This window comes from Lysobacter defluvii IMMIB APB-9 = DSM 18482 (genome assembly GCF_000423325.1).
Lineage (GTDB): Bacteria > Pseudomonadota > Gammaproteobacteria > Xanthomonadales > Xanthomonadaceae > Novilysobacter > Novilysobacter defluvii.
In genome coordinates this window covers 213,241-226,922 of record NZ_AUHT01000007.1, presented here as the reverse complement: position 1 = coordinate 226,922, position 13,682 = coordinate 213,241, and the positions used below count along the sequence as shown (strand labels likewise).

The window sequence follows — 13,682 nt, the reverse complement described above, 5'->3', positions numbered from 1 at the left end:
CCCGCCGCGGCTAGCATCCGCGGGACGCCCGACCGGGCAAGCCGATCCAACAAGGAGTGTGCAATGACCGTGCTGTTGAACAAGGGCGTGCTCGCCCTGGCCTTGTCCACCGCCCTCGTGGCGACCCCGCTGGCGCTGCATCCGGCCTCCGCGCAGCAGGCCTCCGCGCCCGCCGCCACGGTCGACATCCCCTACGAGGAGTTCACGCTGCCCAACGGCCTGCGCGTGGTCGTGCACACCGACCGCAAGGCGCCGATCGTGGCGGTCAACATCTGGTACCACGTCGGCAGCAAGGACGAACCGAAGGGCCGCACAGGCTTCGCCCACCTGTTCGAGCACCTGATGTTCAACGGCTCGGAGAACCACCGCGGCGAGTACTTCGAGCCCTTCGAGCTGGTCGGCGCCACCGACCAGAACGGCACCACCAACACCGACCGCACCAACTACTTCCAGAACGTGCCGACCACCGCGCTGGATACCGCGCTGTGGATGGAGTCCGACCGCATGGGCCACATGCTCGGCGCGGTTGACCAGAAGACCCTGGACGAGCAGCGCGGGGTGGTCCAGAACGAGAAGCGCCAAAGCGAGAACCAGCCCTACGGGCAGGCGTGGACCAAGCTGATGGCCGCGCTGTATCCGGAGGGCCATCCGTACCACCACGGCGTGATCGGCTCGATGGCCGACCTGGACGCGGCCTCGCTGGAGGACGTGCACCAGTGGTTCCGCGCCTGGTACGGCCCCAACAACGCGGTGCTGGTGCTGGCCGGCGACATCGACGTGGAGACCGCCCGCGAGAAGGTCACCAAGTACTTCGGCGACATCCCCGCCGGCCCCGACATGGCGCAGCCGGAAGTGGACGTTGCCAAGCGCCCCGCCGACACCCGCGAGGTGATGGAGGACCGGGTCCCGCAGGCCCGCATCTACCGCGCCTGGAACGTCGCCCAGACCGGCACCGTCGACTCCGACCGGCTGCAGCTGGTGGCCAACATCCTGGGCAGCAGCAGGACCTCCCGGCTGGAGCGCCGGCTGGTGCACGAGGAGCAGCTGGTTGACTTCATCAGCGCCTTCCAGAGTGATTCGCAGCTGGGCTCGAACTTCATCGTCATGGCCAACGTCAAGGCAGGCGTCGAGCCGGAGCGGGTCGAGGCGATCATCGAGGAGGAGCTGCAGCGCCTGATCACCGGCGGCCTGACCGACGAGGAGCTGGAGCAGTCCAAGACCGTGTTCCGCAGCGGCTTCATCCGCGGCCTTGAGCGCATCGGCGGCTTTGGTGGCAAGGCCGACGCGCTGGCGCGCTGCGAGATCTACACCGGCAACCCGGGCTGCTTCCGCGAGCGGATGCAGAACATCGCCACGGCCACGCCCGCCGACCTGCAGGCGCTGGCCGGCAAGTGGCTGGACGAGGGTTCGCACACCCTGGTGATCGTCCCCGGCGAGCGCACCCCGCTGCCGGAGGAACCGGCGGTGGATCCGGAGCCGCTGGCGATCCCGGAGGTGGACCCGCAGTACTCGACCGTGCCCTCCACCGTCGACCGCAGCGCCGGGGTGCCGCTGCCGGAGAGTTTCCCGGAGCTGGTGTTCCCCGATCTGCAGCGCGCCACGCTGTCGAACGGGCTGCAGGTCATCCTGGCCGAGCGCCACACGGTGCCGGTGGTGCAGTTCAACCTGCTGATGGACGGCGGCTACAAGGCCGACGCCGCCGGCGGGCGTGAGCTGGGTACCTCCAGCTTTGCCATGGGCATGCTGGACGACGGCGCCGGCGAATACGACGCGCTGGGTTTCGCCGCGCGCGCCGAGTCGTTGGGCGCCAGCCTGTCCGCCGGCGCCTCGCTGGATGGCGGAAGTGCGTCGCTTTCCGCGCTGAAGGACCAGCTCGACCCGTCGCTGGAGCTGTTCTCGCAGATGCTGCGCGAGCCGCGCTTCGAGCAGTCGGAGATCGACCGGGTGCGGGCGAGCTGGATCGCCGGCATCCAGCAGGAGAAGGCCAACCCGAACTCCGCGGCGCTGCGCGTCCTGCCGCCGCTGCTGTACGGCGAGGGCCACGCCTACGCGATGCCGTTCAGCGGCTCGGGCACCGAGGAGTCGATCGCCGCGCTGACCCGCGAGGACCTGGTCGACTACCACCGCGACTGGGTGCGTCCGGAAGGCGCCACGCTGGTCGTGGTCGGCGACACCACCCTGGACGAGCTGGTGCCGATGCTCGAGCGGCACCTGGGCGACTGGCGCGGCGAGGGCGAGGCCCCGGCACCGGTCGAGGTGGAGCCGGTCGCGCTGCCAGAGGGGCCGCGCGTGTTCCTGATCGACCAGCCGGGCGCGGTGCAGGCCAACATCTTCGCCGGCCAGCTGGTGCCGTCGACCCGTTCGCCCGATGCCACCGAGTTCGAACTGGCCAACACCATCCTGGGCGGCCAGTTCAGCTCCCGCCTCAACATGAACCTGCGTGAGGACAAGCACTGGGCCTACGGCGCCTACAGCTTCGCCAGCGGGGCGGTGGGGCAGCGTCCGTGGATCGCGTTCTCGCCGGTGCAGATCGACCGTACCGCCGATGCGCTGGGCGAGCTGCAGCGCGAGATCAGCGAGTTCGCCACCGGCGTGGCGCCGCCGACCGTGGAGGAGACCGAGAAGGTGCGAGCCACCGAGATCCGCAGCCTCCCCGGCGCCTACGAGACCTCGCGCTCGGTCGCCAGCACCATCGCCGGCATCGTCCGCTACGACCGTCCCGACGACTACGTGTTCCAGCGCCGCGACGAGATCGCAGGGCTGACCGCGCAGCAGCTGGACGCGGTGGTGCAGCGCACCCTCGACCCCTCCGCCCTGACCTGGGTGGTCGTGGGCGACCTGGGCGAGATCGAGGTGCCCGTGCGCGAGCTGCAGCTGGGCGAGGTGCAGGTGCTCGACGCCGACGGCCGTCCGGTCTCCGCCGACTGACCGCGTGCCGCCGGCGCAGGCGACCGTGGGGACACGGTTCAGCCTGCGTCCGGCGGCGCCGTCCAGAATCCGAACCAACCAAAGTCCAACAGGAAACACGACATGCGCCTGCCCGTCCTGGTATCCGCCGCTCTTGCCGCCGCCGTGCTGTCGGCCGGCTGCACCTGGGTGCACATGGCGCCGGGCGCCAGTGCCGTGCGGGTCATGGCCGCCGGCAACCCCCCTGCCTGCGAGAAGCGTGGCGAAGTGGCGGTTTCGGTGAAGGACTCGGTCGCGTTCTACGACCGCAACCCGCTGCGCGTGCGGGAGGAGCTGGAAACCCTGGCGCGCAACGAGGCCCCCGGGCTGCAGGCCGACACCGTCCAGCCGCTGGGCCAGCCCGTGGACGGCGAGCAGCGCTTCGCGGCGTATCGCTGCGGTAGCAACCCGCCCGTCCCCGCGCCGGTGCAGGAGCGCCGCGGCGAGGCCACGACCTACCCGGTCGGCGGTTGACACGCCCCGCCGCCCGGCCCTGGCCGGGGGAGCGTTAATGCAGCCCCCCGCCCGAACCGTTAATCTGGCGTGATCCCTGCGGTACGGTTGCCCCGCCCATGCTCTTCCAACATGTTGCCATCGCCGGCCTGGCCCACATCGACGCTCCGCGCCGGCTGAGCTCGGTGGAGCTCAATGCCCGCCTGAAGCCCACGCTCGATCGCCTGGGCATCCGGGCCGACGTGTTCGGCGACATCGCCGGCGTGCACGAGCGGCGCCTGTGGGACGGCGACGTCACTGCGTCCGACGCGGCCACACTGGCCGGCGTCAAGGCGCTGGCGGACGCCGGCGTCGATCCGGACAAGGTCGGCCTGCTGGTGAACACCTCCGTCAGCCGCGATTACCTGGAGCCGTCCACTGCCTCGATCGTGTCCGGCAACCTTGGGCTGTCCGAGGACTGCCAGAACTTCGACGTCGCCAACGCCTGCCTGGCCTTCATCAACGGCATGGACATCGCCAGCCGGATGATCGAGCGCGGCGAGATCGACTACGCCCTGGTGGTCGACGGCGAGACCACCAACCTCGCGTACGAGAAGACGCTGGAGCGCATGATGCGCGCCGACTCCACCGCCGAGGACTTCAAGAGCGAGATGGCCACGCTCACCCTGGGCTCCGGTGCCGCGGCCATGGTGATGGCCCGCGCCGAGCTCGTCCCGGGCGCGCCGCGCTACCGCGGTGGCGTCAGCCGCGCGGCCACGCAATGGAACAAGCTGTGCCGCGGCAACCTGGACGGCATGGTCACCGACACCCGCATGCTGCTGGTGGAGGGGATCAAGCTGGCGCAGAAGACCTTCCAGGTCGCCGGGCAGAAGCTGGGCTGGGCCGCGGATGGGCTCGACGAGTACGTCATCCACCAGGTCAGCAAGGTCCACACCGCCGCCTTCACCAAGGCCATGGGCATCGACCCGCGCAAGGTGCTGACCATCTTCGGCGAGCACGGCAACATCGGACCGGCCTCGGTGCCGATCGTGCTCAGCAAGCTGCGCGAGATGGGCCGGCTGCAGAAGGGCCATCGCATCGGCCTGCTGGGCATCGGCTCGGGCCTGAACTGCTCGATGGCCGAGGTCGTCTGGTAACCACGGCCGCGTAGTACCCCCTGCGACGGGGGAAGACGCTACCCGGCCGGGCAGGCCGGGTCCCGCCCCGCGTACACCTCGCAGATGCGTGCCCGGCACGCCACCCCCTCGGTGGTGTTGGCCGGCGGGCAGTCGCGCAGGTTCATCTGGATCTGGAACGAGCGGAACTGCACGGGCGGGGTGGACGCTTGCGTGGCCGCCGCCGGCGTGGTCGTCGCCTCCTCCCGCGCCAGCCGCTCCACCATGCGGTCCATCGGCGTCTCCGGTCCGGGCGTGGAGTGGATGTGCCCGAGGAGCGTGGCCAGCAGTGCCTCCGAGCCATCTGCGGGCGGGACCTGGGCAGCACGCTCGCGCCGATCCACCGCGGCCGGTCGCGACCCGCCGAAGGGGTTGGGTGCATTGCCCGCCGGCGCCATCGCGGCGAAGGGCGAGGCGGCCGTGGTGGCGGGGCCTGCTCCCTCCAACCCGTCCACGGGGGCGGGCGCGTCCGCGCGTGCGGCCGGCGCGCGGGAAGGCCCGACGCCGCTGGTCGCCGCCGCGTCGTCGATGATCGTGGCTGCGCTGGACGGCTGAGGCGGTGCGGACCGGTCACCGCTTGCCGCAAGCGGCGGCAGCGTTTCTCTCCCGCCAGGTCCCTCCGGCCACGGCACCAGCAGGGCAACGGCGGCCAACGCGAGCACGACGGCCAGCAGCCACGACCACGCGCGTGGGGACGGCCGGGCGGTGCGGGCCGCCGCGTCGGCGGTGTCGATCGAGGGGAGGATGCGCTCGCGCGACCTCCGGGCGCCCGTGGGCTCCTTGCCGCCCGCCAGAAGGCTCGGGCGGCGGGTGATGGCATCGTGCCGTTCCACCTGGTCTCCTTTCCTGGCCGGTCGCCCGGCGCGCCGCGCGTGTGAGGGCGCGGGCGCCGGCATTCTGTGCCGTCCGGAACGGGGGCGTCAAACGCGGTGCTGGCCCCGCGGGCGCAGGGCAGTGACAATCCGCGCCGGACCATGGAGGGCCGACGGATGGTGCTATGGATGGCGGTGTTCTTCCTGCTGGGCGTCGCGCTGGCGTGGCTGGCGCTGTTCCCGGCGGCGCGCGACGGCGTGGGGGCGGGCCTTGGCCGCGCGTGGGGGCGGCTGGCGAGCGCAGGTGGCCGGGTGCAGGCCGTTTCCGGGCACCACGCCGGTGAGGCCGGGCGGGCGCTGGGCGCACGTGTCCGTTGGACCTGGCAGGCGCTGCAGCGGCATCGCGTCCCGGCCGTCGCGGCACTGGTCCTGTTGCTCGCCCCCGCCCTGGTGGTGATGACCGCGCGGCGGACGGTGGTGCTGGAACGGCTCGACCCCGGCGTCGTCGCCGAAGCCGACCGCCACGTGCTCGAGCTGCTGCGGGGCGAACGCCTGGCGCCGCCGCCCGAACTCCCGCCGGCCGTGTTCACCGCCGCCGAGGCGGAATTGCATCAGGCCGGCGCGGATGCCGCCACGCCGCAGGCGATCGCGAGCGCCGACCGGCGCTGGGACCGGGTCGCACCCGGGCTGCGCCAGAGCGTGCTCGCCATCCACCAGGCGATGGCGCGGCAGGGCTACCGCATGGTGCTCGTGGAGGGCTACCGGAGTCCGGAGCGGCAGGCCGCGCTGGCGCGCCGTGGCAGCGGGACCACCCTGGCCGGGGCGGGCCGCAGCTGCCACCAGTACGGCCTGGCCGTGGACAGCGCCCTGTATCGCGACGGCCGGCTGCAATGGGACATGGACGATCCGTGGACCCGCCGCGGCTACCTGCTCTACGGCCGGCTCGCGGTGGACGCCGGGCTGGAGTGGGGCGGCAACTGGCGCCGGCTCAGGGACTACGTGCACGTGGAGATGCGCGACGCCTGCCGCCGGGCGCGCCGCGCCGCAGGCTACTGACCCCGCGTGGGCGCGGGGTGAACCCCGCCGCCGGTCCTGCTATCTTCCCGCGTCGGCGCACGGAAGTCGCCGCATTCCCGTTTCCCGACGGGACCGCCAGGGAGCAAGGCATGTCCGCATCCAGTGCTGGTGCACACCGGAGTCTGTCGTGAGTGCGCGCGCGTTCCTGCGCGTGCTTGCACTCGCCGTGCTGGTATTCGGTGCCGCGTGGCTGGTGGCGGTGCTGTACTGGCGTGCGCGCGCCGTCGAGGTGACCGCGGGCCAGCTCGTGGGATGGCTGCTGGTGCTGCCGCTGCTGCTGTTCGCGGCGCTGCTGGCACTGCGCGCCATGCTGCGCCGCAGGCGCGCCCGGAACGTGGCACGGAGCGGGCAGGCCGTTGCCGGCGGGGAGAACGCTGCGGGCGATCCCGTGCGTCCTCCAGACCGGCCCCTGTACCTGCACGCGGCCGCCGTCCGCACCCGCGCCGGCGACGACCCCGCCGCGGTCGTCGCGGCGCTCGCACAACCCGTGCGGCCACCCCTTCATCCAGGCCTGCGCGACTCGATGGGGCTGCCGGTGTTCGCCGCTGCGGTCGACGAGGCCGATCCGGATCGCATGGCCGGCGTGCTCGCCGGAACGGCTGCCGGCATGCCGCCGCGGGCACTGCGTGCGCTGTCGCTCCTGGACGCGGTGGCGGAGGAGCTTTTCCTCGCGGCCCAATCGCTCCAGGCAAGCGCATCCTCAGCCATCGTCCACGATGCATTGGAACGCCGGGGGCTGCACCCCCACGCGCTGCACCATTCGCGTTCCGCGCAGGCACCGGAAGCCGCACCGGTCGCACCGCCGCTCCAGGTGCGGCTGCTGCTGCCGGCCGACTGGCCCGCGCCCGCCCACGTGGCCGCCGCGGCCCGGGTCGCGGAGGTTGCCCGCATCAGCGGGATGGCGGACGACGGGTTCACGGTGGTCCCGCACGCGAGCCGCGACGGGGGCGAGGCGTGGCGCCAGCTCGAGCGGATCGCCGCCGCGGACGGGGAGCGGGACATGCCGCATCTGCTGCTCGCGGCCGAGTCAATGCTCGACCCGGTCGTCGTGGAACGGCTGGAAGCCGGCAACCAGTTGCTGGTCAGCGGGCACCTGGAAGGCCGCATCCCGGGCGAGGCCGCGGCCGGCCTGCTCCTCGCCTCCTCGCCGGCCGCGCGCGTGGAGAACGAGGAGCCGGTGCGCGTGCACCGCGCCACCCGGGGCAAGGCAGCCGTCGGCCGCGCCGCCGCCGCGGGTTCCGCGTGGCTGCTGCAGGACGCGCTCGACATCGCGGCGCTGGAGCGCGGCGCCACGACGGTGTTCACGGATGCCGACCATCGTCCCAGCCGGGCCGTCGAGGCCGCCAGGGCGATCAACGGGGCATTGCCCGACGGGGAGCCGGGTAGCGTCGCGCGTCACCTCGGCCTGTCGTGTGGCGACATCGGGCTGGCCGCGCCGATGGTCCTGCTGGCCGCCGCCGCCGCCCAGGTACGCGCAACGGATCACCCCTCACTGGTGCTGAGCCTTGCGGACGGCGACGAACGCATCGCCCTCGCCGTGTCGCCCCTGCCCTCGCCGGCTTTGGAACCGGGTCCGGCAGGCGCGCCGGGCGCGAACGCCACCGCCACCGGTGCCGCCGCCGCGGCGGCCACCGCCTGAACATGGACGTGCCGCGATGAGAAGCTTCTGGATGAACCTGCGTTACTGGCTCGGCGACTACCGGGTGCTCGCCGCCCTGGCAGTGCTGGGCGCGGCCGTGGTGGCGTACTTCGGCAAGGACGGCCTGCTCGCCGCCGGCGGCTGGTTGCTGGCCCCGCTGGTCGCCGGGGCCCTGGCCTGGCTGCTCGTGCTCGCGGTGCGGCGCTACCGCGCACGCCGCGCCGCCGAGGGACTGGACGCGATGGTGGCGGGGCAGGCCGACCAGGCGGTCGCCGACGCCGAACCCGCGGGGAAGGCGCAGGCCGAGGCATTGCGCGAGCGCATGGGCGAGGCGGTCCGGGCGATCAAGTCCTCGCGCATCGGCCAGGCCAAGGGCACCGCGGCGCTGTACGAACTGCCGTGGTACGTGATCATCGGCAACCCCGCGGCCGGCAAGAGCACCGCGATCCTCAATTCCGGCCTGCGCTTTCCATTCGAGGACAACCGCAGCGCCGTGATCCACGGGCTGGGCGGCACCCGCAACTGCGACTGGTACTTCACCACCGAGGGGATCGTGCTCGATACCGCCGGGCGCTACTCGGTCAGCGCCGAGGACCGGCTGGAGTGGCTGACCTTCCTCGACCTGCTGAAGAAGCACCGCCCGCGCGCACCGATCAACGGGATCATCATCGCCGCCTCCATCGCCGAGCTGTCGGGCAGCAAGCCCGAGTTCGCCATCGACCTGGCCAAGAACCTGCGCCAGCGCGTGCAGGAGCTGACCGAGCGGCTGGAAGTGCACGCACCGGTGTACGTGGTGTTCACCAAGGCCGACCTGATCAATGGCTTCTCCGACTTCTTCCACGGGCTGGACCCGTCCGAGCGCGAGAACGCGTGGGGCGCCACGCTGCCCTATGAGGCCGGGTCGCAGGAGGACGCGCTGGCAAGTTTCGACCGCCACTTCGACGAGCTCGCCGAGGGCCTGCGCGAGGCCGGCCTGGCGCAGATGGCGATGGCGCGCGGGCGAGGGGTCGCGCCGGGGCTGCTGACCATGCCGATGGAGTTCAACGGCATCAAGCCGGCGCTGCGCACCTTCATCGCCACCCTGTTCGAGGACAACCCCTACCAGTTCAAGCCGGTGTTCCGCGGCTTCTATTTCACCAGCGCCCTGCAGGAGGGCGTGGCGGTGCAGCCGGCGACCGAGCGCGTCGAGCGGCAGTTCGCACTGGCCGGCGCCGAGGGGGGCGGACGGGAGCCGGTGGCGCCGGCGGATTCCAGCTATTTCCTGCAGGGGCTGTTCCGGCGCGTGATCTTCGCCGATCGCGGGCTGGTGCGGCAGTACTCCAGCCGCGGCCGCACCCGGTTGCGCCACGCCTCGTTCTTCGCCGCCGTCCTCGTGCTGGGCGCGGTGCTCGCGGCCTGGACCTGGTCCTACACGGGCAACCGCCAGCTGGTGGCCGACGTCGCGGCGGACCTGGAGCACGCTACGGCGGTGCAGGCCGGCTCGGTCGACCTCGGCTCCCGCATCCAGGCACTGCTGGTGCTGCAGGACCGCCTCGAGCAGCTCGAGCGCTACCGCAGCGAGCGCCCCCCGGGCCTGGGTTTCGGCCTGTACCAGGGCCGCGCGCTGGAGGCGAAGCTGCGTGCGGAGTACTTCCATGGCATGCGCCAGGTGATGCTGGAGCCGGTCACCGCGCGGCTGGAGGACTTTCTGGCGCAGGTGGTGGACAACCGGGCGTCGCTGCGCACGCCCGCGGTTCCGGCGGAAGGGGAGCCGGGACCCGGGGCGGACGAGCGCGGTGAGCCACGGCTGTACGAGGAAGCCTCCCCGATCGACCCGCAGGATGCCTACAACGCGCTCAAGGCCTACCTGATGCTCGCAGACCCGGCCCGGGTCGAGGCGCTGCACCTGGGCGATCAGCTGACCCGCTTCTGGCGTGGCTGGCTGGAGGCGAACCGGGGCGACATGCCGCGCGAGGAGATGCTGCGCGCGGCCGGCAGGCTGATGAGCTTCCACGTGCGCCAGTCCGGTGAGCCCGGGTGGCCGCGCACCGAGGCGCGCTACAGCCTGGTCGACGACAGCCGCCAGGCGCTGCGCGAGGTGATGCGGGGGGCATCGGCACGCGATCGCGTGTATGCGCAGATCAAGGCCCGTGCGGCCACCCGCTTCAGTCCGGTTACCGTGGCCGGGCTGCTCGGCGACGAACATTCCGGGGGCCTGCTGGTGGGCAGCCACCAGGTCCCCGGCGCCTTCACCCGCCGGGCGTGGGAGGAGTACGTATCCGACGCGATCGCCGAAGCGGCCGGAGCCGAACTCAGCAGCACCGACTGGGTGCTGGAGTCCACCGTGCAGAGCGACCTCACCCTCGCCGGCAGCCCGCAGCTGATCACCGCAGAGCTGGCCGCGCTATACAAGGCCGAGTACGCGCGCGAGTGGCAGCGCTTCGTCCAGGGCGTGAGCGTGGCCGGCTTCGGCGATTTCCCGGACGCGGTGGAGCGCATGAACAGCCTCGGTGATCCCGCCGCGTCGCCGCTGCGCGCGCTGCTGGAGGCGGTGCACCACGAGACGGTCTGGGACAACCCGGCCGCTGCCAGCGAACTGGCGGGCGTGGCGCGCGGGGGCCTCGTCGCCTGGTTCAACCGGGTGATCATGCGCCGCAACCCGACCGGCGTAGCCATGCAGGTGGATCCGGAAACCGGCCAGGCCGCACCGCCCGCGGCAGGCCCGGTCGGCACGCGGTTCTCCGGCCTGGCGCGCCTGCTGGCATCGCACGAGGGCGGCCCGCCACTGCTGGACCGTTACTTCGAATCACTCGGCGGGGTACGCAGCCGCTTCAACGCCATCCACAACCAGGGCGACCCCGGGCCCGGTGCCCGCAAGCTGATGCAGCAGACGCTGGACGGCGAGGGGTCGGAACTCTCCGCCACGCTGCGCCTGGTGGACGAGCACATGCTCAACGGACTGGCGGCGGAGGAGCGCGCCATGCTGCGTCCGTTGCTGTTGCGGCCGCTGGTGCAGGGCTTCGCGGCCCTGGTGGGCCCGACCGAGGACGAACTCAACCGGACCTGGATGGCGCAGGTCCACCAGCCGTTCGAGGACGGCATCGGCCGCCGCTACCCGTACGCGGCCGATGCGGACGTGGAGGCGGCGAAGGCCGACATCGACCGGATCTTCGGTCCCGCCGGCGCGATCGCCCGCTTCGGCGAGGACGCACTGGGGGCGCTGGTGATCCGCCGCGGCAACACGCTGGCGCCGCGCCGCTGGGCCGACATCGGCATCGGACTGGGTCCGGAGCTGGTCGCCGGCTATGGACAATGGGTCGGCGGCAGCGCGGCGGACGGCCCTCGGATGGTCTTCCAGGTGCTGCCGATGCCGGCGCGCGGGCGCGAGTACACGCTGGTGGTGGACGGCCAGCGCTTGCGCTACCGCAACACCCCGCCGCAGTGGCACACCTTCGAGCTGCCCGGGGACGGCGTGCCCGGCGTCGAGATCACGGCCGTCACCGGTGACGGGCGCGAGGTGCAGGTCTTCAACGCGCCCGGCAGCGGCGCGGCCGAGGCGATGTTCGCCGCCGCGGACGCGGCCGTGCTCGGCGACCAGCATTACCGCCTCGCCTGGAACCGCGACGGGGCCGAGGTCGCGGTCGAGCTGCGCATCATCAGCTCGGTGCAGCCCAACGCGACGCCCGGGGACTCGGTGGGGCTGCGCTTGCCCAGGCTCGTTGCCGGCGTGGGCACGGCGGGGCCCGGCGGAGCCGCGGGCACGGGCGTGTCGAGCCGGGCGGAAGCGAAGTGATGGCCGTGGCGGAGGCAAGGGAGCTGCAGCTGCCGATCGGCTGCTTCGGGAAGCTGCCCAGCCGTGGCGACTTCGTCGGCGGCGAGGGCAACCACCAGCTGATGCACATGCTGGACCGCTGGAGCGGACACGCATTGGAGCTGATGGCGCGCAATCCCTCCTGGCGCCAGTTGTACGACGAGGCGGAGCCTTTGCACTTCGCCTTCCTGGGCTCCGGCAACCGGGTGGCGGTGGGCGGGCACTTCGTCCCGAGCCGCGACGCCTCGGGACGTCGCTTCCCGTTCCTGCTGGCTGCCCGGCTGGAAGTGCCGCGGCCGCTGGCCTTCATCGGCCGCAGCGCGCTGGCCCTCTCGCGGCCCTGGTCGCTGATGGAAAGGCTCGGTCGGCAGGCGCTCGAAGCGGACGATCCGGCACCGGCGCTGCGGGAAATCGGCGCGGCGAGGGTCGGGATCGAGGCGGGGACCCGCGCTTGGGACGCCGCCTTCGACGACTTCCTGGACCTCCAGGACGTCGCCGCGCTCGAGGCCCTGCTCCAGCGGCCGGGGCGGCCGCCGCTCCTGTTGCGGCAGGTGCTGCCCGCGCTCGGCCTGTTGCTGCAGCCCGTGGCGGCCGCAGGTGGCGGCGTGGACAAGGGCCTGTCGCTGCCGCTCCCCGCCGACCCGTTGTACCGGCCCCTGGTGGCGGCGTTCTGGCTCGACCTGGTGTCGGGCTTCCTCGCCCGCGCGGACTTCGAGCTGGTGCTGCTGCTGAGCGGAGGGACCGCGCACCTGGGGCAGGACCCGTGCCTGCTGCTGGGCTTCAACGGCGCCGACGGCCGCACGCTGCACGGCGCCCTGGACCGGAGCGAGGCGGCGACGCGGTTCGTCGACCTCGCGGACGCGGAGTGGGTGGACGGGCAACTTTCCGGCGACTACGCCTTGGCCAAGCTGGCAAGCCACCTCGACCGCGGCGACCTGGCATTGCGCACCGCGCGTGCGGCCTTCAACCGCACTTTCCTGGGGATCTGACATGGACACCGTATCCTCCCGCGACTGCTTCCGGACCACCGCCGCGCGTGCCGTGCTGCTGACCACGCTCCTGCTGGCCGCGCCCGCTGCGCCCGCGCAGCCGGCGGGTGCGGCGCCGGTCGTCGTTGCCGGCACGGTGCCGGACGAGGCCACCCGCGCGGCGATCCTCGGCAGGCTGCACGCGTTGTACGGCGCCGCCCGCGTGGTGGACCGCATCGAAGTCGACGGCGTGGTCGCGCCCGCCAACTGGAGCGCGCGCGTGGCGGCGATGCTGGATCCCGCGATCACCGGTGTCAGCGGTGGCGAGCTGGCGATCGAGGGCAACAGCGTCCGCATCCGCGGCAACGTGGCCAACGAGGCGGTGCGGCAGCAGGTGGCGAGCGTGCTGGCCACCGCCGCGGGACCGGGCTACCAGGTCCGCAACGGCCTGCTTGCCACCGGGGGCGGGAGCCAGGCGGTGCTCGACCAGGCGCTGGCGGACCGCATCATCGAGTTCCGCAGCGGCAGTGCCGAGCTGACCGCCGGAGGGCGCGCGATCCTCGACGAGATGGCCGCGGCGCTGGTGCGGATCGGCCGCCAGCAGGTGCAGGTGATCGGCCACACCGACAGCGTCGGGCCGCGCCAGGCCAACGTCGCCCTGAGCCTGCAACGGGCGATCGCGGTGAAGGAGTACCTCGAAGCCGCCGGCGTGGATGCCGACAACCTGGGGGTGCAGGGCTTCGGGCCCGACCGGCCCGTGGCCGGCAACGACACCGAGGAAGGCCGGGCCCGGAACCGGCGGATCGAGTTCCGGGTGCTGTAGGCGTTCCCGGCCGCGGCCCG

8 protein-coding genes and 1 pseudogene are annotated in these 13,682 nt (G+C 72.6%); 8 read left to right on the top strand and 1 reads right to left on the bottom strand.

Annotated features, from left to right (window positions below; genetic code table 11):
• Nucleotides 1-63: 63 nt before the first annotated feature.
• The 3 genes and pseudogenes from G545_RS0107545 (at nucleotide 64) to G545_RS0107535 (ending at nucleotide 4,535) form a co-directional block, all read left to right on the top strand.
• Nucleotides 64-2,928, top strand: a complete 2,865-nt coding sequence (locus G545_RS0107545; protein WP_027069851.1) for a M16 family metallopeptidase — start codon at nucleotides 64-66, stop codon at nucleotides 2,926-2,928.
• A 108-nt stretch (nucleotides 2,929-3,036) separates the two neighbouring features.
• Nucleotides 3,037-3,354, top strand: a pseudogene (locus G545_RS14015) (DUF4156 domain-containing protein); the annotation flags it as partial.
• Between the two features lie 164 nt (nucleotides 3,355-3,518).
• Nucleotides 3,519-4,535 (top strand): 3-oxoacyl-ACP synthase III, encoded by a 1,017-nt coding sequence (locus G545_RS0107535; RefSeq protein ID WP_027069850.1) that lies wholly within the window; start codon nucleotides 3,519-3,521, stop codon nucleotides 4,533-4,535.
• A gap of 38 nt (nucleotides 4,536-4,573) precedes the next feature.
• Here the strand turns inward: G545_RS0107535 and G545_RS0107530 are convergent, their stop codons facing one another.
• Entirely contained in the window at nucleotides 4,574-5,386 is an 813-nt protein-coding gene (locus tag G545_RS0107530) for a hypothetical protein (RefSeq protein WP_027069849.1), read from the bottom strand.
• A 141-nt stretch (nucleotides 5,387-5,527) separates the two neighbouring features.
• Here G545_RS0107530 and G545_RS0107525 point away from each other — a divergent pair, with 141 nt between their 5' ends.
• From G545_RS0107525 to G545_RS0107505, 5 genes are all read left to right on the top strand, one after another.
• Nucleotides 5,528-6,421: a M15 family metallopeptidase gene (locus G545_RS0107525; RefSeq protein WP_244874620.1), complete on the top strand. Its 894-nt coding sequence runs from the start codon at nucleotides 5,528-5,530 to the stop codon at nucleotides 6,419-6,421.
• Between the two features lie 148 nt (nucleotides 6,422-6,569).
• A complete protein-coding gene (locus tag G545_RS0107520) occupies nucleotides 6,570-8,081 on the top strand; it encodes a hypothetical protein (protein WP_027069847.1) in 1,512 nt (503 codons plus the stop codon).
• Between the two features lie 16 nt (nucleotides 8,082-8,097).
• On the top strand, nucleotides 8,098-11,853 hold the full coding sequence (tssM, locus tag G545_RS14010; protein ID WP_052106830.1) for a type VI secretion system membrane subunit TssM: 3,756 nt from the start codon (nucleotides 8,098-8,100) through the stop codon (nucleotides 11,851-11,853).
• Nucleotides 11,853-12,860 (top strand): type VI secretion system-associated protein TagF, encoded by a 1,008-nt coding sequence (gene tagF / locus G545_RS0107510; protein ID WP_036137655.1) that lies wholly within the window; start codon nucleotides 11,853-11,855, stop codon nucleotides 12,858-12,860. The genes tssM and tagF overlap by 1 nt, the downstream gene beginning before the upstream one ends.
• 1 nt (nucleotide 12,861) lies before the next feature.
• The gene (locus tag G545_RS0107505) at nucleotides 12,862-13,662 is read left to right on the top strand and encodes an OmpA family protein (protein WP_052106829.1); all 801 of its coding nucleotides are present in this window, start codon (nucleotides 12,862-12,864) and stop codon (nucleotides 13,660-13,662) included.
• Nucleotides 13,663-13,682: the final 20 nt, after the last annotated feature.